This is a genomic window from Microbacterium galbinum (assembly GCF_023101185.1).
Taxonomy (GTDB): Bacteria; Actinomycetota; Actinomycetes; order Actinomycetales; family Microbacteriaceae; genus Microbacterium; species Microbacterium galbinum.
This window is the reverse complement of sequence record NZ_CP078077.1, coordinates 1,597,467-1,619,242: the sequence shown is the minus strand read 5'-3', so window position 1 is coordinate 1,619,242 and position 21,776 is coordinate 1,597,467. Positions and strand designations below refer to the sequence as shown.

Genomic DNA, 21,776 nt, shown 5'->3' with positions numbered 1-21,776 from the left:
CTCACCAGGGGCTGGGCTCGTAGTCCTTGAGGAAGACGCCGTGGATGTCGTCGCCCGCCTCGCCGCGCACGATCGGGTCGTACACGCGGGCGGCGCCGTCGACCAGGTCGAGCGGGGCGTGGAAGCCCTCCTCCGCGAGGCGCACCTTCGTGTAGTGCGGGCGCTCGTCGGTGATCCAGCCGGTGTCGACGGCGGTCATCAGGATGCCGTCCTTCTCGAGCATCTCGCCCGCACTGGTGCGCGTGAGCATGTTGAGCGCGGCCTTGGCCATGTTGGTGTGCGGATGCCCCGGACCCTTGTACCGGCGCGAGAACTGCCCCTCCATCGCCGACACGTTCACCACGTACTTGCGGTGCGCCGACGACGCCGCCATCGACGCGCGCAGGCGACTGATGAGCAGGAACGGCGCGGTCGTGTTGGCGAGCTGCACCTCGAGCATCTCGAGCGGATCGACCTGGTCGACCGACTGCACCCAGCTGTTGACGGTGTTGACGTCGGGCACGAGTCCGCCGGCGTCGATCGCGGTGCCGTCGGCGTGCTTCTCGAGCGACGACGAACCGGGCGCCATCGCGACGCGGGCGAGGTCCTCGGCGGTCAGCGCCTGGCCGCCCTGCTCGGCGACGGTTCCGCCGAGAGCCGCGACCGACAGCAGCGGGTGGGCATCGACGGATGCCTGCAGCGCCTGCGGGTGCGGGTCGGCGGTGTGCCCGAAGGTCTCCATCTCGGGGAGCGGGCCGTCGGGAAGCGGGTGGAGTTCGGCATCCGCCAGCAGCGAGTACGAACCCGGCGAGCGGCGCACGGTCTGCGCGGCGTTGTTGATGAGGATGTCGAGCGGGCCCTGGGCCGCGACGGAGTCGGCGAGGCCGATCACCTGGGCGGGGTCGCGCAGGTCGATGCCGACCACGCGCAGGCGGTGCAGCCAGTCGGCGGAGTCGGGCAGCGCGGTGAACCGGCGCACGGCATCGCGCGGGAAGCGCGTGGTGATCGTGGTGTGCGCGCCGTCGCGCAGCAGCCGGAGCGCGATGTGCATGCCGATCTTCGCGCGGCCGCCCGTGAGCAGTGCGCGCTTGCCGGTGAGGTCGGTGCGGGCGTTGCGCTTGCCGTGGCTGAAGCGGGCGCAGTCCGGGCACAGCTGGTGATAGAACGCGTCGACCAGCGTGTACGGCTGCTTGCAGATGTAGCAGTTGCGGGGCTTGAGCAGCTCGCCGGCGATGGGGGCGTCGACGACGCTCGTGGCGAGGTCGTTGCCGCGCGTCTCGTCATCGATGCGGTCGGGGGCACCGGTCGCCGTGCGGGCGACGACGGCCTTGTCGGCCTCGGCGATGGCGTCGCGGATCTCCTTGCGGCGCACGCGCTTGACGGCCTTGAACATCGCGGCGGTCGCGTGGCGCACGGCCACGAAGTCTGGGTGCTCGTTGTCGATCTCGTGCAGCTCGCTCAGCACGCGCAGGGTCGTGGCGAGATCGTCGGGATCGATGCCGGGGCCGAGGTCGCCGGAATCGCTGGGGTCGTCGCGGGGCGCATCGGTCATTGTGCCGATTTTACGCGAGAAACCCGGGCGTGCCCTGCGGGCGGGAGCAGCCCTCGACCCGAGCCACCCGACGGGGGCACAATGTCTGCATGCCCACTGATGCGCATGTCCTCGGCCCCGGCCTGCTGCCGACGCCGTTCACGGCCGACGAGATCCGCGAGGCGACCGGCGCCGGTAAGACCATCCGCCTGTTCGTCGAGTCACCCGACGGATCTCAGCACGAGCGGTTCAACCGATTCGAGCAGACGGATGCCGAGGGCGCCACCCTCCGCGCCTGGTTCGCCGAGAACCCCGCCGATGTCGTGACGAGCCGGGTCACCTGGACCGATCTGCAGCACCACGCGGCGTTCCCCGCCGACCACACCACCGTCACGACCGAGGCGATCGACATCCCCCTCGGCCGCGTCGAGTGCACGCGCTACGACACGTCCGACGGCCCGGATGCCCCGGTGGAGACGTACTGGTTCTCGCCCGCCCACCCCGGCATGCCGGTGCGCTACGAGGTGCCGCTCGACGGCGGGGTGCTGCGCACGACGGTGATGAGCATCGAACCGGCGTGACGGGCGCAAGAGCCTGCCGCAGTGTCGGAGACCCGGCGTAGGGTCGCTGCATGAGCGCACAGATCGAAAGCCACGGAGTCGTCCCGTCTTATCTGCTCGCCCGGCTGGCCGCATCGGGGCGGTTCCCGCGTGCGGCCGCCGCCGCGCGGCAGACCCTCACCGCGGGCCGGCCGCCGTTCCGCGCCCGCATCGACCTCTCGATCGACGAGAACGGCGACTTGGTCGCGCAGCTGTCGGATGCCCCGAACCGCACGATCAACGACGCGGCGAACACGCAAGACCTTCCGGGCGCGGTCGTGCGCTCCGAAGACGACCCGCCCGTCGCCGATGCGCCGGTCAACGAGGCCTACGACGGGCTCGGGGCGACGTTCGAACTGCTGCTCTCGGCGTTCGGCCGCAACTCGCTCGACGATGCCGGCGCACCTCTCGACGCGACGGTGCACTACGGCGTCGACTACGACAACGCCTTCTGGGACGGCGAGCGCATGGTGTTCGGCGACGGCGACGGCGAGGTGTTCCGCGGGTTCACCGGATCGCTCACGGTGATCGGCCACGAACTCGCCCACGGGGTCGTGCAGCACACCGCGAACCTCGAGTACCAGGGGCAGCCCGGCGCGCTCAACGAGTCGATCGCCGATGTGTTCGGCGCGCTGACCGAGCAGTACGCGCAGGGGCAGAGCGCCGCCGACGCCACCTGGCTCATCGGCGCCGAGATCTTCACCGAGGCGGTGGAAGGCGTGGCGCTGCGCTCGATGATCGCGCCCGGAACGGGCTACGACGACGACGAGCTCGGCAAGGACCCCCAGCCCGACCACATGAGCGGCTTCGTGCGCACGACCGAAGACAACGGCGGCGTGCACATCAACTCCGGCATCCCCAACCGCGCCTTCGCCCTCTTCGCCACCGACCTCGGCGGCAACGCGTGGGAGACCGCCGGCACCGTCTGGTACCGCGCGCTCACCGGAGGGCTGTCGAGCACGGCGACGTTCACGGCCTTCGCCGACGCAACGGTCGCGGCCGCATCCGAGGTCGATGAGGCCACCGCGACAGCCGCTCGACGCGCCTGGACGACCGTGGGAGTCTATGAGGATGAGCGAGTCCCCGCAGCCGACTGATCCGGCATCGGTGCCCGCCGACGACGAAGCAACACCGGTGGTCATCGCCGTCGTCCGCACGGGCGGCATCGCCGGGATCTCCCGTCGGTGGACCATCGAGGCCGCCCCCGATCAGGCGGGCGAGTGGATCGATCGCATCGACCGTTGCCCGTGGGACGCCGATCTGGAGAGCAGCTCCGGGGCGGACCGCTTCGTCTGGAGCATCCGTGCGCGCACGCCCCGCGAGCGGCGCGAGCGCGATGTCCCCGACACGGCCCTGTCCGGACCGTGGCGGGACCTCGTCGACGCCGTCCGCGCGGCGGCACGCTGACCCCGGCACGCCGACCCCGGCACGCTGACCCCGGGCACCCCGGTTCAGGGTCTAGCGGGGCTGTTCCATCGCCACCCGGGTGAGCGGCAGCGCCTCGGGGTGGGTGCGCTGCAGCCACGTCATCATCTGCTCCCGCACCTCGCATCGGATATCCCACTGATCCGAGGAGTTCTTCGCCGACATCACGAAGCGCACCGTCACGCACCCGCCCTGCGAGTCGGTGACCAGCGCGCTCGACGACCGCCCGTCCCAGTAGGGCGACTCCTCGACGATCCGCTGGAACTCGGCCCGCACCTCCGCCATCGGCACACGCCAGTCCAGGTCCATGAACACGGTGCCGAGGATCTTGTCGGACCGCCGCGTCCAGGTCTCGATCGGAGTCGTGGTGAAGTAGTTGCAGGGAACCACGAGCCGCCGCTCGTCCCAGATGTAGACGACGACGTACGAGAGGTTGATCTCGCCGATCCGTCCCCACTCGCCCTCCACGACCACGACGTCACCGACCCGGATCGCATCGGTGAACGCGATCTGGACGCCCGCGATGAGGTTGCCGAGGATCGACTGCGCCGCGAGGCCCGCGATGATGCTGACGATTCCCGCCGAGGCGAGAAGGCTGGCCCCGACCGCTCGCATCTCGGGGAAGGTGAACAGCACCGTGCCGAGCGCGAGGATGGCGATCGTGACGAGCACGAGCCGGTGGATGACGAGGAGCTGCGTCCGGCGGCGCCGCGCATCGGGGCCCATCCGTTCCTGCTCCTCGCGCTCCATGAGCCTTTCGAACCCGAAGGAGGCGAGCGCCCCGAGCAACCATGCCCCCGTGAGGATCGTCGCGATGAGGAACAGTCGCGAGATCGCGGGCCACCAGTCCGCGTTCGCCGGCTCCGACACCGAGCAGGAGATCCACACGGCCACCACCGCGACGACCGCGAACAGGGCGTTGCGGGCGCGACGCGCCAGCTCCCTCACCCATTCGACCCTGCGGCTGACGAGCACGACGATCAGGGTGAGAAGCAGGAGCGCGGCGGCAGCGGTCAGCAGGGCGACACCGACGGCGACGACCGTCGAGAGCCACGGGTTCCACGAGAAGTCTTCGGCCATGCCCCCACCGTAGAAGAAGCGACGGCGGCGGGTCTGACCGTGACCTGACCGGGCCTCCGGCGACAACCGACCAATCCGGTGTGAATCCCACCCCACCCGGCCGCGACGGAGAGACAATGGGCGAATGGGACTGTTCCAGCACCGCCCGGAAGAAGAAGAGAACCAGTGGGCCGGGCTTCCGTCCGAGCCGCTCGAACGTGACGGCGTCGACGCGCTCGCCACCACGCCCGCCGTCGACCCACTGTCGATCGGCCTCGGCGCCGAGCTCGGCTCGATCGTGTTCCCGGTCGCGCCCCCGGCGCCATCCGCGGTGTCGACCGAGAACCGCGAACCGGACGAGGACTGACATGACCTCCCCCGCATCCGACGGCATCGAGGTCCGCCGTGTGACGGCCGACGAATGGATGCTGTGGCGCGCCGCGCGCCTCGAAGCCCTGCGCGAATCACCCGCCGCCTTCGGCTCGCAGCTCACCGACTGGATCGAGGCGCCCGAGTCGCGGTGGCGCGAGCGGCTGTCGGTTCCCGGGGCGCACGACCTGCTCGCGGTCGACGGCGAGCACGTCGTCGGAATGATCACCGGCATGCCGGTGGCCGACGACCCCTCCCGCACCGAACTGATCTCGATGTGGGTCGCTCCGTCGGCGCGCGGCACGGGACTCGCCGCCGATTTGATCGATCGCATCGTCGATTGGGCGACGGAGGCCGGAGCATCCGTCCTCGATCTCTCGGTCATGCCAGACAACCCGTCGGCGCACCGCGCCTACGAGCGCGCGGGTTTCACACCCCTCGACGAGCCCGGCGACCTGCTCCCCGACGGTCGCCGCGAGATCCGGATGCGCCGAACCCTGCGCTGACCCGCCCTCTATCCACGCGAGGGGTCACAACACGCCGCACGACCGGCATCCGACACGGCGTGTCTTGACCCCTCACGCCCGCGCGCCCGCACACCCTCATGTGAGGGGTCAAAACACGCCGCACGACCGGCATCCGCAACGGCGTGTTGCGACCCCTCACGAGACGCGCCCCCGCCGTGTGACGTCGGCGGCCCGGGCTACGGTGGAGGGATGACGATCACCGCCGCCGCAGACGGCTCCGCCCTGGGCAACCCCGGCCCCAACGGCTGGGCCTGGTACATCGACGACGACAACTGGGCGGCGGGCGGGTCTCCTCACGGCACCAACAACCAGGGCGAGCTGCAGGCGGTGCTCGAACTGCTGCGCGCGACGGCCGGCACCGACGAGAAGCTGCTCATCCGCTGCGACAGCCGGTACGTGATCGACTCGGTGACGAAGTGGATGCCGGGCTGGAAGCGCAAGGGCTGGCGCAAGTCCGACGGCGGCCCCGTGCTCAACCGCGACATCCTCGAGGGCATCGACGAGGCGATGCGCGGGCGCGACGTCGAGTTCTCGTGGGTCAAGGGGCATGCCGGCGACCGGCTGAACGAAGCCGCCGACGAGCGGGCGAACGCCGCGGCGAAGGCCTATCAGGCGAAGCAGGAACCGCGCCGCGGCCCCGGGTTCACGCTCGCGTCCGGCGCCGGCGCCGCCGTCGCCGCATCCGCCCCGGTCGCGGCATCCGCGCAGCACGCCCCGTCTACGGCATCCGCACCGGTCACGACCGCCCCCTCGGATGCCCCGCTCTGGGCAGAGACGTCGTCGCTGTTCGACGACTTCGACACTCCCTCGGCCGACCCGATCGAGCTGCGCCTGAGCCTCACCGGCGACGAGCACGCCCGCCTGCGAGACCGCGCCGAGGCGCAGGGCATCTCGCTCGAAGCGGCCCTGCGCCGTCTGATCTGACGCGCGTACACTCGCCTCATGTCGACAACCGCGCGCACGATCGGCCGCATCTTCCTCGGATCCTCCCTCGTCTTCGCCGGCGTCTCGCACCTGACGTTCGCCCGCCGGGAGTTCCAGGCCCAGGTTCCCGAATCGCTGCCACTCGACCCCGACGTCACCGTGCTCGCCTCGGGCGTCGTCGAGGTCGGTCTCGGCTCGGCGCTGCTCCTGGCCCGCAAGCGACGCCGTCGCGTCGGCACGATCGCCGCGCTGTTCTTCATCGCGGTGTTCCCCGGCAACGTCTCGCAGTGGATGCACCAGCGTGACGGCTTCGGCCTCGACACCGACATGAAGCGCTTCGTGCGACTGTTCTTCCAGCCGGCGCTGGTCGCACTGGCTCTGTGGTCGACCCGCACGCGCCGCTGAGGCGCGTTCCCACGACCCGCGGAGCCGACCAAAAGTAGACTCGGCGGATGGGTGGACGGCGGGTGACGCAGCGGTGAGGACGCGTACCGTCTTCGGCCTGCTCCGACTCGGCGCCGCCGCGCTGTGCCTGGTCGCCCTCATCCACCGTCTCGCGTGGGGGCTCGCCTCGCACACGATCGCCAGCCAGAACTTCTTCGCCTACCTGACCAACCAGTCGAACGTCGCGTTCGTGGTGCTGCTCACGATCGCCGGCATCATCGCGCTCCGCAAGGCCCGCGATCCGCGTTGGCTCACCGTCACCCTCGCCCTCGTGCTCACCTGGACGATCACGGCCGGCATCGTGTTCGCCATCCTCGTCTGGCAGGCGGGGCTGCGCGGCATCCGCATCGACGTGCCCTGGTCCGATCAGGTGCTGCACTTCTACCTGCCGGCCTGCGCCGCACTCGCCTGGGCGCTCGCGCCCGGCCATCGCGCGGTGCCGTGGCGGGTCATCCCGGCGACGCTGATCTACCCGCTCGTGTGGGGCGGGTTCACGATGATCCGCGGCCCGATCATCGGCTGGTACCCGTACTACTTCCTCGACCCTCGGCAGATCAGCGGACCGGCCGAGTTCCTGGTGTCGTCGGGCATCGCCCTCGCGACGTTCGCGACCGTCGCGACCGCGCTCGTGCTCATCAGTCGGATGCCGCTGCCCCGGCGCCTGCGGCAGGATCAGGCCGAGTAGACGACGGACCGGCCGCATGCCGCCGCGTCAGGCGGCACGGCCTCGCGTCAGGCGGCGTAGGGCCCGAGCGCCTCCAGCGCCAGGGTGATCGCCTCGTCCTTGCCGAGTTCCGAGAACCTCGCCGCAGCGTCGCCGCCGACGATCCCCACCAGCACGTTCTCGCCGGTCGCGGGGAGCAGGTTGATCCAGGTGCGGATGCCGACATCGCCGCCGACCGTGTGCCACACCGCCTCCTCGGCATTCCAGAACGGCTCGTCCCAGCGCAGCCACACGGTCTCGATCGACCCCATCGCGAGCGCCGAGATCGCGCCGCGGTTGGCGAACGGCAGCGGCGGGTCGAACTCGATGCCCTGCTCCTGCAGCACTCCGAGCGGCACCGTCACGACGACGCGATCGAACGACAGCGCCTCACCGGTGCCCATGCGCACGCTCACGCCGGTGTCGTCGTAGGCGAGGCGGGTGACCGGCTGGTTGAGACCGACCTGCACGCCGTCGAGCGTGTGCTCGATGAACGGCAGCAGGCTGTCGCGGGCGGCGCCGGGCTCGGTCGGAGGGAGCGGCGGGGCGAACCAGCTCGAGAGCTTCGCGGCCTCCGCGCCCGAGGCCGTCGAGAGAAGCGCGAGCAGGGCGAGGATCGTGGGGTCGGCCGTGTCGACGCCGGCCGCGACGAGAGCATCCGCGACCGAGCTGTCGACGGGGGCGGCCTGAGCGGTGGCGATCGCCGCCGTGAGGGACTCGGTGGCGACGGCATCCGTGTCTCCGTCGGGTGAGCGCCAGAGCGAGCCCGCGAGGTCGACGACGGAGATGTCCTCGGCCTCGAGGGTCTGCACGAGGTCGGCATCCGCCTCGCCGAACAGCCACGCACCGAGCTGCGGAGGAAGTGGCCAGGCGTCGTCGACCCGCGAGTACACGCGTCCGCCGACGCGGTCGCGCGCTTCGAGAACGGTGACCTCGAAGCCCGCGTCGTTCAGCCGCGCGGCTGCCGTGGCGCCGGCGAGCCCCGCACCGATCACGGCGATGCGCTCGCCGTCGCCCGCGGCATCCCGCAGTTCATCGGCGGCGCGCTCACCCGAGGCGATCGCTCCGCGCATGGTGGCCGGGGCCTCTTCATCGGTGGCCTCGCCGGCGAAGAACAGGCGGTCGTCGACCGGACGCGCGAGGGCGCTGCGGGTCTCGGCCCCGACGCCGGCGGGCACGAAGCTGACGGCACCGAACGCGTACTGGTCGCTCGTCCAGGTCGAGCGGATGCTGGCGGCCGGAAGCGGCACGCCGTTCGTGGGCTGCGGCTCGGGCGAACGCGTCGGAGTGCGCGTGGGCGTGGGCTCGGGTTCGGGCGTGCACGAGGCGAGCAGCACCGAAAGGGCTCCGGCCCCGGCGCCCAGAAGCAGAGTGCGGCGCGTGATCCTCATCGTGTCGCCACTTTATCCCGCCCGGGTGGACGGTGGCTCCTCGGGAGGGCGTACCCAACTCAGGAAGAGTGCGGCCGTCGGGCACGGAAACCCCCGGATTCGGGCCCGGATCGTCCATTCCTCCTGAGTTGGTGCCACGGGCGAGCGCCGAACATCACTCCGCAGGATGACGCGGCGGCGACGGCATTGACCGTAACGTCGAATGCGATGGACAATCCCTTCGGCGAAGTGCCGGTGCTGCCGGTCGTCATTCCCCTCGCGCTCGTGGTCTTCCTGCTGATGCTGTGGCGATTGCAGATCCGCCGTGCGTTCTCGTGGCCCCGCGCCGCGGTGGCCGCGGCCCTCGCCGTCTACGGAGCAGGCATCGTCGGCAACACGATCTTTCCGATCTTCCTGAACAAGCCGAGCAGCGGGGAACCCTGGACTCCAGCGCTCGCGCTCGTGCCCTTCGCCGACTACGAGATCGCCGACGCTCTCACGAATGTTCTCGTCTTCGTGCCGCTCGGCATCCTCGTCGCCCTGCTGCTCGCCAGCCCGACGTGGCCGCGTGTCGTCGGGATCAGCGCCGGAGTGAGCCTTACCGTCGAGCTCTCCCAGCTCGCGGCGCAGCGGTTCTTCGCGGGCGGGCACGTCGCCGACATCAACGACTTCCTCTCGAACATCACCGGCGGCGCTCTGGGCTACGGCATCCTGCTCCTCCTCGTGCGGATGCCTCGGCTGGGCCGGTTCATCGACAGGTTCCGCTGGGCACCGGCAACCGTCCACGACTCCGGAGATCTGCTCCCGAATCGCAGAGAAACCGGCCGATCCGTGCGGAATCGGCCGGTTTCTCCGGAGTTGTGAACGGTCAGACGGCGAGCAGCTCCCGCTCGAGGCGGGCGTACGAGGTCTCCATGCCGTCGGCCATGCCGGTGGCGAGGATCATGTCGCGCGTCTCCTTGTCGGGGTACTCGATGTACAGCGTGATGAGGGTCGCGCCGTCCTCCTCGTAGAGGTTGAGGTCGTTGAGCGTCTCGACCGGCATCCCGATCATCCGCTCGGTCTGCACCGACCGCTTCGGGGCGTCGATCAGCAGCGCCTCCCCCTCGAATCCGAACGGTTCGCCCTCGGTGTCGCCGACCGGAGCCCAGGAGGTGACGTAGCCCTGACCGACCTCGGTCGCGACCGTGCACTCCGTCATCACCCAGCCGTCGGGGCCGAGCAGCCACTGCTTCATGAGCTCGGGCTCGTTGTGCGCACGCCAGACCAGGTCGCGCGGACCCTCGACGAGGCGCGTGATGCGCACATGGGTGTCGTCGAGCAGTTCGACCCGCGTGCCCTTGCCCTGCGCGTAGTCGCGGAGGTCCTGCAGCACGGCGTCGAGCTGGCTCATCGCGAGCGTCGTGCCTTCGACGGCGCCCATCGCCACGACCTGCTCGAGCGCCTCGGCCGAGGCGAAGTAGCTCGTGTTGACCATGCGCGTGCCCTCGGCGGTCGGCGTGAACGTGAACGTCATGCGCATCGACGGCAGGTCGGGGTTCGGGGTTCCGTCCTCGTCGGCGAAGGCGTCGAGCACCTCGAAGCCGTTCGGGCCGTCGATGTTGAGGAACTCCCAGGTGCCGGAGGCCTTCTCGCCGCGCGGTCCGTTCATCGTGTAGTTCGCCTTTCCGCCCACGGTGTGGTCCCAGTGGGTGAAGGTCGCGGGCCATCCGGGAGGACCCCAGAAGCGCTCGAGCTGACGCGGGTCGCTGTAGGCGTCCCACACCCGCTCGACCGGGGCCGCCAGATCGGCGACGACCGTCATGGTGAGGTTCTCGGCATCCGTGATCACATCGGTGACAGGCATTGTCAGTCTCCTTGTTCGTGTTCGGTGTGTTCGGTGTTCTTCGTGGTGCTCGTGGTGCTGTCGGTGCTCGGGGCGGGCGCGGCCAGCAGGTCGTCGAGGCGAGCGATGCGCGATCGCCACAGCTCTTCGTAGCGGGCGAGCAGCGCCTTGGCCCGGGCGATCATCTCGGGATTCGCGCGCACGAGGCGCTCGCGTCCCTCGGCGCGCTTGACGATGAGGTTCGCGGCCTCCAGCACGGCGACGTGCTTCTGCACCGCGGCGAACGACATCTCGTACTCGGCGGCGAGGGTCGAGACCGACTGCTCGTTCTCGATCGTCCGGCGCAGGATGTCGCGCCGGGTCGACGTGGCCAGTGCGTGGAAGACACGGTCGACCTCCGCTTCGGTGAGTTCTCGTTGTGCAACCATTTGGTTGTACGTTAGACCCGGGCGGGGGGCGTGTCAAGAGGTTCCCCCAGAACCACGCCGATCTGGGTCGCTGAGCCCGTCGAAGCGCCCCAGTTCCGCGCTCACCTGCAGGGAGAGAACACATATGCAGGGAGCATCCGCCGGTTCCCCCCTGCACGTGTCAGAACTCCCTGCAGGTGATCGGCGGGCGCGCCCGACCGGCGCCGCCACCGCCCGGAACCTCGACCTAGGGTCGAGCGCATGGACTACAACTCCCTGTTCCCCCTGGTCTCCGCGATGTGGACCTCCGTGGCGCTGCTCGCGGGCGGCTACGCCCGCACGCGCAACCGCTCGGCGTGGACGTGGTTCCTGCTCACGCTCTTCTTCGGACCGATCGCGGCGTTCCTGCTCGTCGTGTGGGAGCCGGTGCCGCAGAAGCGGTCGGCCCCGACTCCGACCGAGACCTGAGAACTGAGAATGGGGCGGGGCGGAGCTACCGAACGACCCGCCCCTCGTCCACCCGCACCACCCGATCCGCGGCATCCAGCAATGCCGAATCGTGCGAGACGCACACCACCGCCACGCCCCGATCGGCCTCCTCGCGCAGCACCGAACGGATGCGCCGACTGCTCTCGGCATCCAACCCGGTCGTGGGCTCGTCGAGGAGCAGCAGGTCGGCCTGCCGCGCGAGACCCTGAGCGAGCAGGGCGCGCTGCTGCTGCCCGCCCGAGAGTGAGGCGAACGGACTCGACGCGAGGCGGGTGATGTCCAGTCGCTCCAGCGACCGAGCCACGACCGTGCGCGCCTCGCCGTCCATCCGTCGCCACGGGCCGAGCCGACCCCAGACCCCGACGGCGACGACGTCGCGCACCGTGACGGGCAACCGGGGCGGAATCGCCGCGCGCTGCGGCACGAAGGCGACGGCGCCGGGCACCGAACGCTGACCGCGCCGCGGCGAGCGCGTGCCGGCGAGCACTTCGAGCAGGGTCGACTTGCCGGCGCCGTTGGGCCCGGCGATGACCGCGAACTCCCCCGGCACGATGTGCAGATCGACGCCGCACACCACGTCGACGCCGTCGAAGGCGACGTGCACGTCGTCGAGGACGGCGATCGGATCGGCGAGCACAGGGGGCGAAGTCATGTCTCGATCATATGAGTTTGATAATCATTCTCAAAAAGCCCTAGGCTCGCTCAACGTGACCCTTTCTCTCCTCGCCCCCTTCGCGCTCGAGTTCGTGCAGCGCGGCATGCTCGGCGGCGCACTCGTGGCGATCCTCTGCGGCGTCGTCGGCACGTGGGTCGTGATCCGCGGCATGGCTTTCCTCGGTGAGGCCTTGGCCCACGGCATGCTCCCCGGCGTCGCGCTGGCCACGGTGCTGGGCCTGCCCGTGCTGGTCGGCGGCGCACTGAGCGCGGTCGCCATGAGTGTCGGGATCGGTGCGCTCCAGCGCCGAGCGAAACTCTCCTACGACACGAGCATCGGACTGCTCTTCGTCTCGATGCTGGCGCTCGGGGTCATCATCATCTCCCACTCGGGCAGCTTCGCCACCGACGCGACCGCGATCCTCTTCGGCGACATCCTCGCCATCACCTCGGCCGATCTCGTGCTGCTGGCCGCGGCCGCCGCGATCGGTCTCGCCGTGACCTGCGGATTCCACCGCTCGTTCGTCGCGCTGGCGCTCGACACCCGCATCGCCACCGTGCTCGGCCTGCGCCCGCGGCTCGCACAGGCCGCGCTCGTGGGCCTCGTCACCCTCGCGGTCGTCGCCTCGTACCAGGCCGTCGGTTCGATGCTCGTGGTCGGTCTGCTGCTCGCCCCCGCGGTCGCCGCCGGCCACTGGACCACCCGCATCCCCACACGGATGCTGCTCGCCTGCCTGTTCGGCATCGTCGCCGTGTTCCTCGGCCTGGTCACCTCCTGGTTCGCGGCGACCGCCGCCGGAGCATCCGTCGCCGCCGCGGCGATCGCCCTGACCTGCCTCTCGTGGGTCGTCCGCGCAGCCGTCGCCGGCATCCGCTCGACGACCCACGCCACGACCGCACCGGTGTCGGCATGACCGCCCGAACCGGCCCCACCCGCCCCCGAAAGGACCCCGTGCGTTCCCGCTCGACCTCCCTCGCCCTCCTGGGCGCCCTCGCGCTCGGCCTCGCCGCCTGCACCGGCGCGCCCGCCGACCTCCCAGCCGAGACCGCGACCGACACCCCCTCCACCGGCGACGGTCACGGCGCGATCGCCGGAGCCGAGGAGGTCGCCGAACCCCCGCTCGGACTCACGGCGATCGATCCCGCCGGAACGGTCACGCACCTCGACCTGCTCGACGAGACCGTGACCGGGATCGGCGCGATCGACGCACCGCGGGCGATGACCACCGACGGCCGCTACCTCTTCGCCGACGTCGGCGACGGCATCGAGATCGTCGACAGCGGCGTGTGGACGTGGGACCACGTCGACCACTTCCACTACTACCGCGCCTCCCCGGCCATGCTCGGAACGGTCGACGGCGACGGCTCGGCGACCGTCGCCACGACGAACAGCTCGACCTCCGGCGGCACCGGCATCTCGTTCACCGATTCGGGGGATGCCGTGCTGCTCAGCACCGAGGCTCTCTCGAAGGGCGAGATCCGCGAGCAGTTCCGCCTCGAGCGCGAGCCGCACGCCGGACTCGTCGTTCCCGTCGGGTCGTTCGCGCTCGTCACCGAAGCGGTCGACGGGGTCGGGGCACGCGTCGCCGGCTACACCGCCGAGGGCGAACCGACCGGACTCGACGAGACGTGCGCCACTCCCTCGGGCACGATCACGACCCGGGTCGGCGCCGTGATCGGCTGCGCCGACGGCGCCCTGCTCGCCCACGTCGGCGACGGCGAGCTCGTCGTCGAGCGCATCCCGTACCCCGCGGATGCTCCCACCGGCGCGGTCGCCTCGTTCGACAACCGCGAGGGCCGCCCGACCGTCGCCGGCCTCGCGAGCCCGACCGACATCCGACTGCTCGACACCCGAGCCCGCACCTGGACGCTGCTCACGGCACCGGCACCGCTCGTGCACGTGACCGCGGTCGACGACGAGGACGGCCACCTTCTCGGGCTGGCCGAGGACGGGCGGATGCTCGTGCTCAGCGCCGCCGACGGCTCGCTGCTCGCCGAGACGGCGCCCCTCGTCGCCGCCTCGCTCGCGTCGGGCGCGGCCCCGGTGCTCGTCGCCGACCAGCACCGCGCCTACCTCAGCGCCCCCGTCGAGCGGCAGCTGTACGAGATCGACTACGCCGATGCCGCCCGCATCGCCCGCACGTTCGAGACCGCCACCGAGCCGGCCTTCGTCGCCGAGACAGGACGCTGACATGCGACCGCCCCGCCTCCACTCCCGCGCCGCGACCGCCCTCGCCGCCGTCGGCCTGCTCACCGCGACCCTCACGGCGTGCGCGCCGCCCGCGACCGACGCGCGCCCCCTCGTCGTCGTCTCGACGAACATCCTCGGCGACGTCGTCGAGCAGCTCGTCGGTGATCAGGCGCGCGTGGTCACGCTCATGAAGCCGAACGCCGACCCGCACTCCTTCGAGATCTCGGCGCAGGAGGCGGCCACCCTGCGCGAGGCCGACCTGATCGTCTCGAACGGACTCGGACTCGAGGAGGGTCTGCAGCAGCACCTCGATGCGGCATCCGCCTCCGACGCCCGCACCTTCGTCGCCGGCGATGCGATCGAGGTGCTCGACTACAGCGAGGGCGATGCCGCGGGCATGCCGGATTCGCACTTCTGGACCGACCCAGCGCAGATGCTCGCCGTCGTCGACGCGCTCGAACCCGCGCTCGCCGAGATCGAGGGGATCGATCCCGACGCCCTGCAGTCGAGCGTCGCCGACTATCGCACCGAGCTCGACGACCTGGATGCCGAGATGACGGATGCCTTCGCGCGCATCCCCGCCGACCGTCGCGCCCTCGTCACCAACCACCACGTCTTCGGCTACCTGGCGGAGCGCTTCGACTTCGACGTCGTCGGGGCCGTGATCCCCGGCGGCACGACGCTCGCCGCGCCCTCGGCATCCGATCTCGCCGACCTCGTCGACGCGGTCGAGGAGACCGGTGTCCCGGCGATCTTCGCCGAGTCGTCGTCGCCCGATCGTCTCGCACGGGCTCTCGCCGATGAGGCCGACATCGACGTCGAGGTGATCGAGCTCTTCACCGAGTCGCTCACCGACGCCGACGGCGGCGCCCCCGACTACCTGACCATGATGCGCGTCAACACCGAGCGCATCGTTTCCGGTCTCACCCGCTGAGACCACCCCCACAGAGAAAGAAGCACCTGCATGAAGAAACTCCCCCTGCGCAGAGCGCTGGTCGGTGCCGTCGCCCTCGGCGCGGTCGTGACCCTCGCGTCCTGCTCGACCACCCCCGCCGCGGATGCCCCGGCGAGCGCAGCATCCGCCACCGAGGCCGGCCCCCGGGTCGCCGTCGCCTATGAGGGCGGCATCCTGGTGCTGGACGGCGAGACCCTCGAGACCGTCGCGGACTTCGACTCCGAGGAGTTCACCCGCCTCAATCCGGCCGGCGACGACCGGCACGTCATGGTCACGATGAGCGAGGGCTTCCAGGTGCTCGACACCGGCGCCGGCTCCTCCGACGACGCGGCCCTCACCGACACGGTCTTCGCGGCCGACACCCCCGGTCACGTCGTTCGCCACGGTGGCAAGACGATCCTCTACGCCGACGGCACGAGCGACACGACCATCTTCGACACGGCCGATCTCGCGGCATCCGAGGGACTTCCCGAGGTCGAGACGATCGCGGGCGTCGAGGCGCACCACGGCGTCTCGATCGTGCTCGAGGACGGCACGTTCCTCACCACCGTGGGCAACGCCGACGGGCGCAACGGCATCGTCGTGCGCGACGCCGACGGCGCGGAGATCGCCTCGTCGGACCAGTGCCCCGGCGTGCACGGCGAGGGCACGGCCGCGAACGAGGTCGTCGTCTTCGGCTGCGAGGACGGCGCCCTGGTCTACGCCGACGGCGAGATCACGAAGCTCTCCGCTCCCGACCAGCCCTACGGCCGGATGGGCAACGCCTACGTGAGCGAATCCAGCCCGATCATCGTCGGCGACTACAAGAACGACCCCGACGCCGAGGGCTACCTGCTCGGCGCCGTCACCCTCATCGACACCGAGGCGCTGACGTACGAGGTCGTCGACCTGCCCGAGGGCGCGGAGTACACGTTCCGCGACGTCGCCCGCGGCCCGGGTGAGCTCGCGTACATCCTCGGATCCGACGGGTCGATCCACGTGCTCGACCCCGAGTCCGGCGAGATCACCGACACCTACCCCGTGATCGACGCGTGGGAGGGCCCCGCCGAGTGGCAGGACGCTCACCCCGCGATCGTCGTGGCCGGTGACATCGCCTACGTGACCGAGCCCGCCGCGAACAGCGTGCACGCCGTCGACCTCACCACCGGCGAGGTGCTCGCGAGCACCGAGCTCGAGGTCACGCCGAACGAGATCGCGCCGGCCGCCGGCTGATCCCGGGCACTCTTCCCGCCCTCGGTTCGGGAGGATAACACCGCGATGGGAGGACGAATTCTCGGAATCCGTCCTCCCATCCGTGTGATCTCCTCCCGAACGGGTGTCGGCCCCGCCTCACAACCGAGGGAGGAGACCCTCCAGGAACTCCGCCGTCGATTCCCAACCGATGACCGCATGGCACGCGACGCCCATCGCGAGCACGGGGTAGTCGTTCCCGGCGGGATCGAGCCGGTCGCCGACGAACAGCATGTCGTCGAGCGGGATGCCGGTCTGCTCGACCAGCCGTCGCATGCCGTACGCCTTGTCGATGCCCCGCTCGGTGACGTCGATCGACGTCGACCCTCCCGAGCGCACCTCGAGATCCGGCAACCGAGCGGCGACGGCGGCGCTGAGCGCGTTGCGCTTCTCGCCCGTCGGATCCCAGGCCGCCTTGGCATCGAGCGGAGCCTGCTGCCCCAGCGCCGAGAAGGTGATCTGCGAGCCGCGGTCCTCGATGACGTCGCCCCAGGTCGTCTCCTCCCACAGGCCGAGCCGGCGCGCCTCTTCTTCGAACACGGCCGTCGCTGCGGCGCGACGCCCCGCAGCGAGGTCGAGCGCGTAGACGGTCTCGATCCCGTGCGGACGGATGCGGTAGTACTGGGTGCCGCAGGCCGGGAGCAGGTGGAAGTTCGCCAGCGTCTCCGGGCCGGCGGCGGGCAGCCTGTCGACGACCTGCGCCGTGAACTGCTCGAGTCGCCCGCCGGAGATGATGGCGACGGTCACGCGCTCGGCGAGCGCCACCAGGAGCGCCCCCATCCGGGGGTCGATCGCGCTCTTGGACGGCGCCAGCGTGTCGTCGAGATCGAAGGCCACGAGGCGCGGAGCGGGCGCGGTCATCCCGCCGCCTCGATGATCGCCTCGCCCTGCCCCCGCACGGGCCCCGTGCTGCCCCGCACGATGAACTCGACCGGAGGCAGCTCGATCGCTCCCGGCTCGTTCCCCTCGACGATCGAGACGAGGGCGCGCGCGCAGGCGTTGCCCCACTGGAAGACGTCCTGTCGCACGGTCGTCAGCGGCGGGATGATGTACGGCGCGAGCGGGATGTCGTCGAAGCCGATGATCGAGAGATCGTGGGGCACGCGGACGCCCCGATCGATCGCGGCGGAGATGCCGGCGATCGCCATGATGTCGTTCGCGTAGATGATGGCGGTCGGCGGTTCGGGGTCGTCGAGCAGTTCGTGGGTCGCGCGCGCGCCGGCCGCGCCGGTGAAGTCGGCCTCGACGACGGTGCCGGGGCGCAGCCCCAGCTGGGCGAGCTCGGAGGCCCAGGCCTCGCGACGCACGCGCGAGTGCACGTAGCGATCGGAACCCGAGACGTGCGCGATGCGCTCATGACCCAGGGCGTGCAGATGGCGGACGGCGCGACGGATGCCGGCGGCGTCGTCGAGCCCGATGGGGGCCGTGCCCTCGCCGGTCCCGGAACCGAGCAGCACGCAGGGCATCCCGAGTCCGGCGAGCTCGGCCGGACGCTCGTCCTCGACGCGGAGGTCGGTGAGGAAGACGCCGTCGACCCGGGCTTCGTGGGCGAAGCGCGAGTAGGCCTCGCGCTCGGCCTCCTCGCCATCGACGACCTGCAGCACGAGGGCGTAGCCGACGGTCGAGAGGAAGCTCTCGACCCCCGCGACGAACTGCGGGAAGAACGGGTCGGTGCTCAGCAGCTCGGGGGCGCGACGGATCACGAGGCCCAGCGCCTGGGCCCGGCTGCGCGAGAGAGCGCGCGCCCGGGCATCCGGACGCCATTCGAGAGCGCGAGCGGCTTCGAGGATGCGCTCGCGCGCCTCTTCACCCACGCCGGAGCGGCCGTTGAAGACGAAGGACACGGCGCTCTTCGAGACACCGGCCCTGGCCGCGACGTCGCCGATGGTGATCTTGCGCTGCAGCACGGGCGAGGCGGGCCGATCGGCGCCGACGCCGTCGGGGGGAGTCGCGTTCATGGTTGTAGTGTAACCGACCGTTTAGCGAGATTTAGCTCCGTCTTCCACCGGAAGTCCGGCAGGTTGACCTCGCACAGCAAAACCGGTTTACTAAAGGAGTTGTCACCGTCGCGCACCACCGGACCACAGCCGGATGCGACGACGGAACGGTCGTATCAGTGAGGAACAATCGCCATGGGCAGTGCCGCACCAGCGCAGAGATCGAAGGCCGACCCGCCGCGTCGTCGCGGCGGCGCGCTGCACCGATGGCTCGGCGACAATCCCCTCGGCCTCCTGCTGAGCTCTCCGTACATCCTCTTCGTCGTCGTCGTCTTCCTCATCCCGTTCGGATTCGGGATCTGGATGTCGGTGCACGACTTCTACTTCACCGCCCCGGGCGTCGCGGTCGAGCATCCGTTCGTCGGCTTCGAGAACTTCGCGACCGTGCTGGCCGACCCGATCGTGCGGCAGGCGTTCGGCAACCTGCTGATCTTCCTCGTCATCAACGTGCCGCTCACCGTCGTGCTCGGTCTGCTGCTCTCGTCCGGGCTCGACGCCGTCGTGCACTGGAAGGGCTTCTTCCGCATCTCGTACTACGTGCCCTACGTGACGGCATCCGTCGCGACGCTCGCCGTCTGGATCTTCCTGTTCAACGGCAACGGCGTCGTGAACTCCCTGCTCGGCTCTCTCGCCCCCGACCCGTCGTGGCTCGCCAACCCGGCGCTGATCATGCCGCTCATCGCCGTGTACGTCACCTGGAAGAACCTCGGGTTCTACATCCTGCTGTACCTCGCCGCGCTCCAGAACGTGCCCAAGGAACTGCACGAGGCGGCCCAGCTCGACGGTGCCGGACGCTGGCAACGGTTCCGCTCGGTGACGCTGCCCGCCGTGCGCCCGGTCACCTCGCTCGTCGTGCTGCTGTCGATCATCACCACCGGGCAGATCTTCACCGAGCCGTACCTGCTCACCGGCGGAGGACCCAACAACGCCTCGATGACCCCCGCGCTGCTCATGTACCAGCAGGGCATCCAACAGGGGAAGCCCGACATCGCCGCCGCGATCGGCATGATCCTCGTCATCGCCGTGATGATCGTCTCGCTCGTCTCGCGCCGCATCACGGAAGGCAAGAACCGATGATCACGTCGACGACCCGCACCGCTCCCGACAAGGCCGCCCGCCCCGCGCGCAGCGGACGGGTGCTCGGTGTGCTGCGCTTCGTGCTGCTGCTCATCGGGGCGCTCGCGGCGCTCGTGCCCTTCTACTACATGATCATCGGCGCCCTCCAGCGCACGCGCGACACCAGTCTGTTCGGTCTGCTGCCGCTTCCGCAGAACCTCACCTTCGACAACTTCGTCGCGATCAACCAGTCGGTGAACCTGCTCGGCTCACTGCTGAACTCCCTGATCTTCACCGCCGGTGTGGTGGGCTGCACCCTCGTGTTCGGTCTGCTCGTCGGCTATGCGCTCGCGGTTCTCTCGTTCCGCGGTCGAGGGATGGTCTTCGCGCTCGTGCTGCTCGTGCAGGCGATCCCGTTCCAACTGCTCATGATCCCGCTGTACGTCATGGTCGTGCGCTACTTCGGTCTCGCCGACAACTTCATCGGCATGATTCTGCCCTTCGCGATCAACTCGGTCGCCGTGCTCATCTTCCGCCAGTACTTCCTGCAGATCCCCCGCGACGTGTTCGACGCCGCGCGCATCGACGGCGCGAGCGAGGTGCGCATCCTGCTCTTCATCGCCGTCCCGCTCGTGCGCCCCGCCGTGCTCACCGCGATGCTCGTGACCTTCATCGGGCCCTGGAACGAGTTCCTGTGGCCGTTCCTCGTCACGAAGGACGCGACGAAGCAGACCTTGGCCGTGAGCCTGGCGAACTTCTCGCAGACGAACGGCTCGTTCCTCGAGAACCCGATGGGCGCCGTGCTCGCCGGCGCCTGCGTGCTCGCTGTGCCGGTGGTCGTGCTCTTCCTCCTGTTCCAGCGGCACTTCACGTCCGCGAACCTCGGCTCGGCCATCAAGGGCTGAGCACTCGACACCGAAAGATCCCGAAGGCATCGCCATGACTCCATCCTCCCCACCCGCCGCCGACCTCACGACGCGGATCCCCTACGCACTGACCCGTCTCGGCACGATCATGACGGCGAGCGATGACGACCCGCTCGAGGCCGAGGGGGTGCTCAACCCCGGCACGGCCTGGGGCCCCGACGGCGAGCTCTACCTCTTCCCGCGCGTCGTGGCCGCGGGCAACGTCTCGCGCATCGCGCGCGCGAGGGTGATCGTCGAGGACGGTGTGCCGGTCGGTGTCGAGCGCCTCGGCGTCGTGCTCGCCCCCGACGAGCAGTGGGAGCACGGGCGCCAGAACGGCGGGGTCGAGGACCCCCGCATCACCTTCCTCGAGCCCCTCGGCCTGCACGTGATGACCTACATCGCCTACGGCCCGCTCGGCCCGCGGCCCGCCCTCGCGATCTCACGCGACACCGTCTCGTGGGAACGGCTCGGACCGATCCAGTTCGCGTACCAGCCCGAGCTCGCGAGCGATCTCAACCTGTTCGCCAATAAGGACATCGTGTTCTTCCCCGAACTCGTCCCCGGCCCCGACGGCCGCCCGAGCATCGCCCTGCTGCATCGCCCGATGTGGGACCTCGACTGGCTGCGCCCCGGTGAGGGTGCGCGCCCGCCGGCCGGGATCGACGACGACCGTCCGTCGATCTGGATCGGTTACGTCGACGTCGAGGCGGCACGAGCGGATGCCTCCGCCCTCACCCGCGTGCACGGCTCGGCCATGATCGCCGCGCCCGAGATGGCGTACGAGAGTGCGAAGATCGGCGCCGGCCCCTCGCCGCTGCGCGTGCCGGAGGGGTGGCTGCTGCTGCACCACGGCGTCTCCGGCGCGACCCCGAAGGGCTTCGAGCTGGCGCACGGGTCGGTGTACTCCGCCGGTGCGATCCTGCTCGACGCCGATGATCCGCGGCGCATCCTCGCGCGCTCGCCCGAGCCGCTGCTCGCGCCCGAGACCGCCGAGGAGACGCAGGGCACGCTCGCGAACGTCGTCTTCCCGACCGCGGTCGAGAAGATCGGCGAGCGCACGTTCGTGTTCTACGGCATGGCCGACTCGTCGATCGGCGTGGCCGAGCTCACGCACCTCTGAGCCGCGGACCTCGA

At 70.3% G+C, this 21,776-nt stretch carries 25 protein-coding genes; 17 read left to right on the top strand and 8 right to left on the bottom strand.

What is annotated here, in order from left to right:
- Window position 1: 1 nt before the first annotated feature.
- On the bottom strand, window positions 2-1,531 hold the full coding sequence (locus tag KV396_RS07995) for an SDR family NAD(P)-dependent oxidoreductase (RefSeq protein WP_247957462.1): 1,530 nt from the start codon (window positions 1,529-1,531) through the stop codon (window positions 2-4).
- An 89-nt stretch (window positions 1,532-1,620) separates the two neighbouring features.
- Here KV396_RS07995 and KV396_RS07990 point away from each other — a divergent pair, with 89 nt between their 5' ends.
- The 3 genes from KV396_RS07990 to KV396_RS07980 are packed head-to-tail and all read left to right on the top strand — an operon-like array spanning window position 1,621 to window position 3,516.
- The gene (locus KV396_RS07990; protein ID WP_247623751.1) at window positions 1,621-2,091 is read left to right on the top strand and encodes a hypothetical protein; all 471 of its coding nucleotides are present in this window, start codon (window positions 1,621-1,623) and stop codon (window positions 2,089-2,091) included.
- 50 nt (window positions 2,092-2,141) lie between these two features.
- A complete protein-coding gene (locus tag KV396_RS07985; protein ID WP_247957461.1) occupies window positions 2,142-3,206 on the top strand; it encodes a M4 family metallopeptidase in 1,065 nt (354 codons plus the stop codon).
- Window positions 3,181-3,516, top strand: coding sequence for a protealysin inhibitor emfourin (locus tag KV396_RS07980; RefSeq protein ID WP_247957460.1), 336 nt, complete (start codon window positions 3,181-3,183; stop codon window positions 3,514-3,516). The genes KV396_RS07985 and KV396_RS07980 overlap by 26 nt, the downstream gene beginning before the upstream one ends.
- 51 nt (window positions 3,517-3,567) lie before the next feature.
- Here the strand turns inward: KV396_RS07980 and KV396_RS07975 are convergent, their stop codons facing one another.
- Window positions 3,568-4,614, bottom strand: coding sequence for a mechanosensitive ion channel family protein (locus KV396_RS07975; protein WP_247957459.1), 1,047 nt, complete (start codon window positions 4,612-4,614; stop codon window positions 3,568-3,570).
- Window positions 4,615-4,738: 124 nt separating this feature from the next.
- Here KV396_RS07975 and KV396_RS07970 point away from each other — a divergent pair, with 124 nt between their 5' ends.
- The 5 genes from KV396_RS07970 to KV396_RS07950 all read left to right on the top strand — a co-directional run bounded on the left by KV396_RS07970 (window position 4,739) and on the right by KV396_RS07950 (window position 7,542).
- Window positions 4,739-4,960 carry a hypothetical protein gene (locus KV396_RS07970; RefSeq protein ID WP_247623754.1) on the top strand — a complete coding sequence of 74 codons (222 nt, stop codon included), beginning with the start codon at window positions 4,739-4,741 and terminating at the stop codon, window positions 4,958-4,960.
- A gap of 1 nt (window position 4,961) precedes the next feature.
- The gene (locus tag KV396_RS07965) at window positions 4,962-5,468 is read left to right on the top strand and encodes a GNAT family N-acetyltransferase (protein WP_247623755.1); all 507 of its coding nucleotides are present in this window, start codon (window positions 4,962-4,964) and stop codon (window positions 5,466-5,468) included.
- 210 nt (window positions 5,469-5,678) lie between these two features.
- Window positions 5,679-6,413: a ribonuclease H family protein gene (locus KV396_RS07960; protein WP_247957458.1), complete on the top strand. Its 735-nt coding sequence runs from the start codon at window positions 5,679-5,681 to the stop codon at window positions 6,411-6,413.
- Window positions 6,414-6,431: 18 nt separating this feature from the next.
- Window positions 6,432-6,818 (top strand): DoxX family protein, encoded by a 387-nt coding sequence (locus KV396_RS07955; RefSeq protein WP_247623757.1) that lies wholly within the window; start codon window positions 6,432-6,434, stop codon window positions 6,816-6,818.
- A 73-nt stretch (window positions 6,819-6,891) separates the two neighbouring features.
- On the top strand, window positions 6,892-7,542 hold the full coding sequence (locus KV396_RS07950) for a Pr6Pr family membrane protein (RefSeq protein ID WP_247957457.1): 651 nt from the start codon (window positions 6,892-6,894) through the stop codon (window positions 7,540-7,542).
- A gap of 47 nt (window positions 7,543-7,589) precedes the next feature.
- Here KV396_RS07950 and KV396_RS07945 read toward each other — a convergent pair whose 3' ends face one another.
- A complete protein-coding gene (locus tag KV396_RS07945) occupies window positions 7,590-8,951 on the bottom strand; it encodes a flavin monoamine oxidase family protein (RefSeq protein WP_247957456.1) in 1,362 nt (453 codons plus the stop codon).
- Between the two features lie 207 nt (window positions 8,952-9,158).
- On the opposite strand from KV396_RS07945, the gene KV396_RS07940 reads away from it, so the two are divergent.
- Window positions 9,159-9,794: a VanZ family protein gene (locus KV396_RS07940; protein ID WP_247957455.1), complete on the top strand. Its 636-nt coding sequence runs from the start codon at window positions 9,159-9,161 to the stop codon at window positions 9,792-9,794.
- Window positions 9,795-9,798: 4 nt separating this feature from the next.
- Here the strand turns inward: KV396_RS07940 and KV396_RS07935 are convergent, their stop codons facing one another.
- Window positions 9,799-10,776, bottom strand: coding sequence for an SRPBCC family protein (locus KV396_RS07935; RefSeq protein WP_247957454.1), 978 nt, complete (start codon window positions 10,774-10,776; stop codon window positions 9,799-9,801).
- A gap of 2 nt (window positions 10,777-10,778) precedes the next feature.
- Window positions 10,779-11,183, bottom strand: a complete 405-nt coding sequence (locus tag KV396_RS07930) for an ArsR/SmtB family transcription factor (RefSeq protein WP_247957453.1) — start codon at window positions 11,181-11,183, stop codon at window positions 10,779-10,781.
- A gap of 240 nt (window positions 11,184-11,423) precedes the next feature.
- On the opposite strand from KV396_RS07930, the gene KV396_RS07925 reads away from it, so the two are divergent.
- Window positions 11,424-11,630, top strand: coding sequence for a hypothetical protein (locus KV396_RS07925; protein ID WP_247957452.1), 207 nt, complete (start codon window positions 11,424-11,426; stop codon window positions 11,628-11,630).
- Window positions 11,631-11,655: 25 nt separating this feature from the next.
- Here KV396_RS07925 and aztA read toward each other — a convergent pair whose 3' ends face one another.
- A complete protein-coding gene (aztA, locus tag KV396_RS07920) occupies window positions 11,656-12,303 on the bottom strand; it encodes a zinc ABC transporter ATP-binding protein AztA (protein ID WP_247957451.1) in 648 nt (215 codons plus the stop codon).
- Window positions 12,304-12,409: 106 nt separating this feature from the next.
- Between aztA and aztB the strand changes: the two genes are divergently transcribed.
- The 4 genes from aztB to aztD are packed head-to-tail and all read left to right on the top strand — an operon-like array spanning window position 12,410 to window position 16,663.
- Window positions 12,410-13,219, top strand: a complete 810-nt coding sequence (gene aztB, locus KV396_RS07915; RefSeq protein ID WP_247957571.1) for a zinc ABC transporter permease AztB — start codon at window positions 12,410-12,412, stop codon at window positions 13,217-13,219.
- Window positions 13,216-14,496, top strand: coding sequence for an ABC transporter (locus tag KV396_RS07910; protein ID WP_247957450.1), 1,281 nt, complete (start codon window positions 13,216-13,218; stop codon window positions 14,494-14,496). Before aztB ends, KV396_RS07910 begins: the two co-directional genes overlap by 4 nt.
- Window position 14,497: 1 nt before the next feature.
- The gene (gene aztC, locus KV396_RS07905) at window positions 14,498-15,430 is read left to right on the top strand and encodes a zinc ABC transporter substrate-binding protein AztC (protein WP_247957449.1); all 933 of its coding nucleotides are present in this window, start codon (window positions 14,498-14,500) and stop codon (window positions 15,428-15,430) included.
- A 30-nt stretch (window positions 15,431-15,460) separates the two neighbouring features.
- The gene (gene aztD / locus KV396_RS07900) at window positions 15,461-16,663 is read left to right on the top strand and encodes a zinc metallochaperone AztD (protein WP_247957448.1); all 1,203 of its coding nucleotides are present in this window, start codon (window positions 15,461-15,463) and stop codon (window positions 16,661-16,663) included.
- A 117-nt stretch (window positions 16,664-16,780) separates the two neighbouring features.
- On the opposite strand, the gene KV396_RS07895 is transcribed toward aztD, so the two are convergent.
- Window positions 16,781-17,542 carry an HAD-IIB family hydrolase gene (locus KV396_RS07895; RefSeq protein WP_247633190.1) on the bottom strand — a complete coding sequence of 254 codons (762 nt, stop codon included), beginning with the start codon at window positions 17,540-17,542 and terminating at the stop codon, window positions 16,781-16,783.
- Window positions 17,539-18,639 carry a LacI family DNA-binding transcriptional regulator gene (locus tag KV396_RS07890; RefSeq protein WP_247623777.1) on the bottom strand — a complete coding sequence of 367 codons (1,101 nt, stop codon included), beginning with the start codon at window positions 18,637-18,639 and terminating at the stop codon, window positions 17,539-17,541. The genes KV396_RS07895 and KV396_RS07890 overlap by 4 nt, the downstream gene beginning before the upstream one ends.
- Window positions 18,640-18,813: 174 nt before the next feature.
- On the opposite strand from KV396_RS07890, the gene KV396_RS07885 reads away from it, so the two are divergent.
- Genes KV396_RS07885 through KV396_RS07875 form a run of 3 tightly spaced genes read left to right on the top strand, consistent with a single transcriptional unit; the run spans window position 18,814 to window position 21,762 of the window.
- Window positions 18,814-19,755: a carbohydrate ABC transporter permease gene (locus KV396_RS07885; RefSeq protein ID WP_247957447.1), complete on the top strand. Its 942-nt coding sequence runs from the start codon at window positions 18,814-18,816 to the stop codon at window positions 19,753-19,755.
- On the top strand, window positions 19,752-20,639 hold the full coding sequence (locus tag KV396_RS07880; RefSeq protein WP_247957446.1) for a carbohydrate ABC transporter permease: 888 nt from the start codon (window positions 19,752-19,754) through the stop codon (window positions 20,637-20,639). Before KV396_RS07885 ends, KV396_RS07880 begins: the two co-directional genes overlap by 4 nt.
- Before the next feature lie 34 nt (window positions 20,640-20,673).
- Window positions 20,674-21,762 carry a glycoside hydrolase family 130 protein gene (locus tag KV396_RS07875; protein ID WP_247957445.1) on the top strand — a complete coding sequence of 363 codons (1,089 nt, stop codon included), beginning with the start codon at window positions 20,674-20,676 and terminating at the stop codon, window positions 21,760-21,762.
- Window positions 21,763-21,776: the final 14 nt, after the last annotated feature.

Coding starts and splice junctions, on each gene's coding strand:
- KV396_RS07995 (WP_247957462.1), bottom strand. CDS start 1,531: ATGACCGATGCGCCCCGCGACGACCCCAGCGATTCCGGCGACCTCGGC.
- KV396_RS07990 (WP_247623751.1), top strand. CDS start 1,621: ATGCCCACTGATGCGCATGTCCTCGGCCCCGGCCTGCTGCCGACGCCG.
- KV396_RS07985 (WP_247957461.1), top strand. CDS start 2,142: ATGAGCGCACAGATCGAAAGCCACGGAGTCGTCCCGTCTTATCTGCTC.
- KV396_RS07980 (WP_247957460.1), top strand. CDS start 3,181: ATGAGCGAGTCCCCGCAGCCGACTGATCCGGCATCGGTGCCCGCCGAC.
- KV396_RS07975 (WP_247957459.1), bottom strand. CDS start 4,614: ATGGCCGAAGACTTCTCGTGGAACCCGTGGCTCTCGACGGTCGTCGCC.
- KV396_RS07970 (WP_247623754.1), top strand. CDS start 4,739: ATGGGACTGTTCCAGCACCGCCCGGAAGAAGAAGAGAACCAGTGGGCC.
- KV396_RS07965 (WP_247623755.1), top strand. CDS start 4,962: ATGACCTCCCCCGCATCCGACGGCATCGAGGTCCGCCGTGTGACGGCC.
- KV396_RS07960 (WP_247957458.1), top strand. CDS start 5,679: ATGACGATCACCGCCGCCGCAGACGGCTCCGCCCTGGGCAACCCCGGC.
- KV396_RS07955 (WP_247623757.1), top strand. CDS start 6,432: ATGTCGACAACCGCGCGCACGATCGGCCGCATCTTCCTCGGATCCTCC.
- KV396_RS07945 (WP_247957456.1), bottom strand. CDS start 8,951: ATGAGGATCACGCGCCGCACTCTGCTTCTGGGCGCCGGGGCCGGAGCC.
- KV396_RS07940 (WP_247957455.1), top strand. CDS start 9,159: ATGGACAATCCCTTCGGCGAAGTGCCGGTGCTGCCGGTCGTCATTCCC.
- KV396_RS07935 (WP_247957454.1), bottom strand. CDS start 10,776: ATGCCTGTCACCGATGTGATCACGGATGCCGAGAACCTCACCATGACG.
- KV396_RS07930 (WP_247957453.1), bottom strand. CDS start 11,183: ATGGTTGCACAACGAGAACTCACCGAAGCGGAGGTCGACCGTGTCTTC.
- KV396_RS07925 (WP_247957452.1), top strand. CDS start 11,424: ATGGACTACAACTCCCTGTTCCCCCTGGTCTCCGCGATGTGGACCTCC.
- aztA (WP_247957451.1), bottom strand. CDS start 12,303: ATGACTTCGCCCCCTGTGCTCGCCGATCCGATCGCCGTCCTCGACGAC.
- aztB (WP_247957571.1), top strand. CDS start 12,410: ATGCTCGGCGGCGCACTCGTGGCGATCCTCTGCGGCGTCGTCGGCACG.
- KV396_RS07910 (WP_247957450.1), top strand. CDS start 13,216: ATGACCGCCCGAACCGGCCCCACCCGCCCCCGAAAGGACCCCGTGCGT.
- aztC (WP_247957449.1), top strand. CDS start 14,498: ATGCGACCGCCCCGCCTCCACTCCCGCGCCGCGACCGCCCTCGCCGCC.
- aztD (WP_247957448.1), top strand. CDS start 15,461: ATGAAGAAACTCCCCCTGCGCAGAGCGCTGGTCGGTGCCGTCGCCCTC.
- KV396_RS07895 (WP_247633190.1), bottom strand. CDS start 17,542: ATGACCGCGCCCGCTCCGCGCCTCGTGGCCTTCGATCTCGACGACACG.
- KV396_RS07890 (WP_247623777.1), bottom strand. CDS start 18,639: ATGAACGCGACTCCCCCCGACGGCGTCGGCGCCGATCGGCCCGCCTCG.
- KV396_RS07885 (WP_247957447.1), top strand. CDS start 18,814: ATGGGCAGTGCCGCACCAGCGCAGAGATCGAAGGCCGACCCGCCGCGT.
- KV396_RS07880 (WP_247957446.1), top strand. CDS start 19,752: ATGATCACGTCGACGACCCGCACCGCTCCCGACAAGGCCGCCCGCCCC.
- KV396_RS07875 (WP_247957445.1), top strand. CDS start 20,674: ATGACTCCATCCTCCCCACCCGCCGCCGACCTCACGACGCGGATCCCC.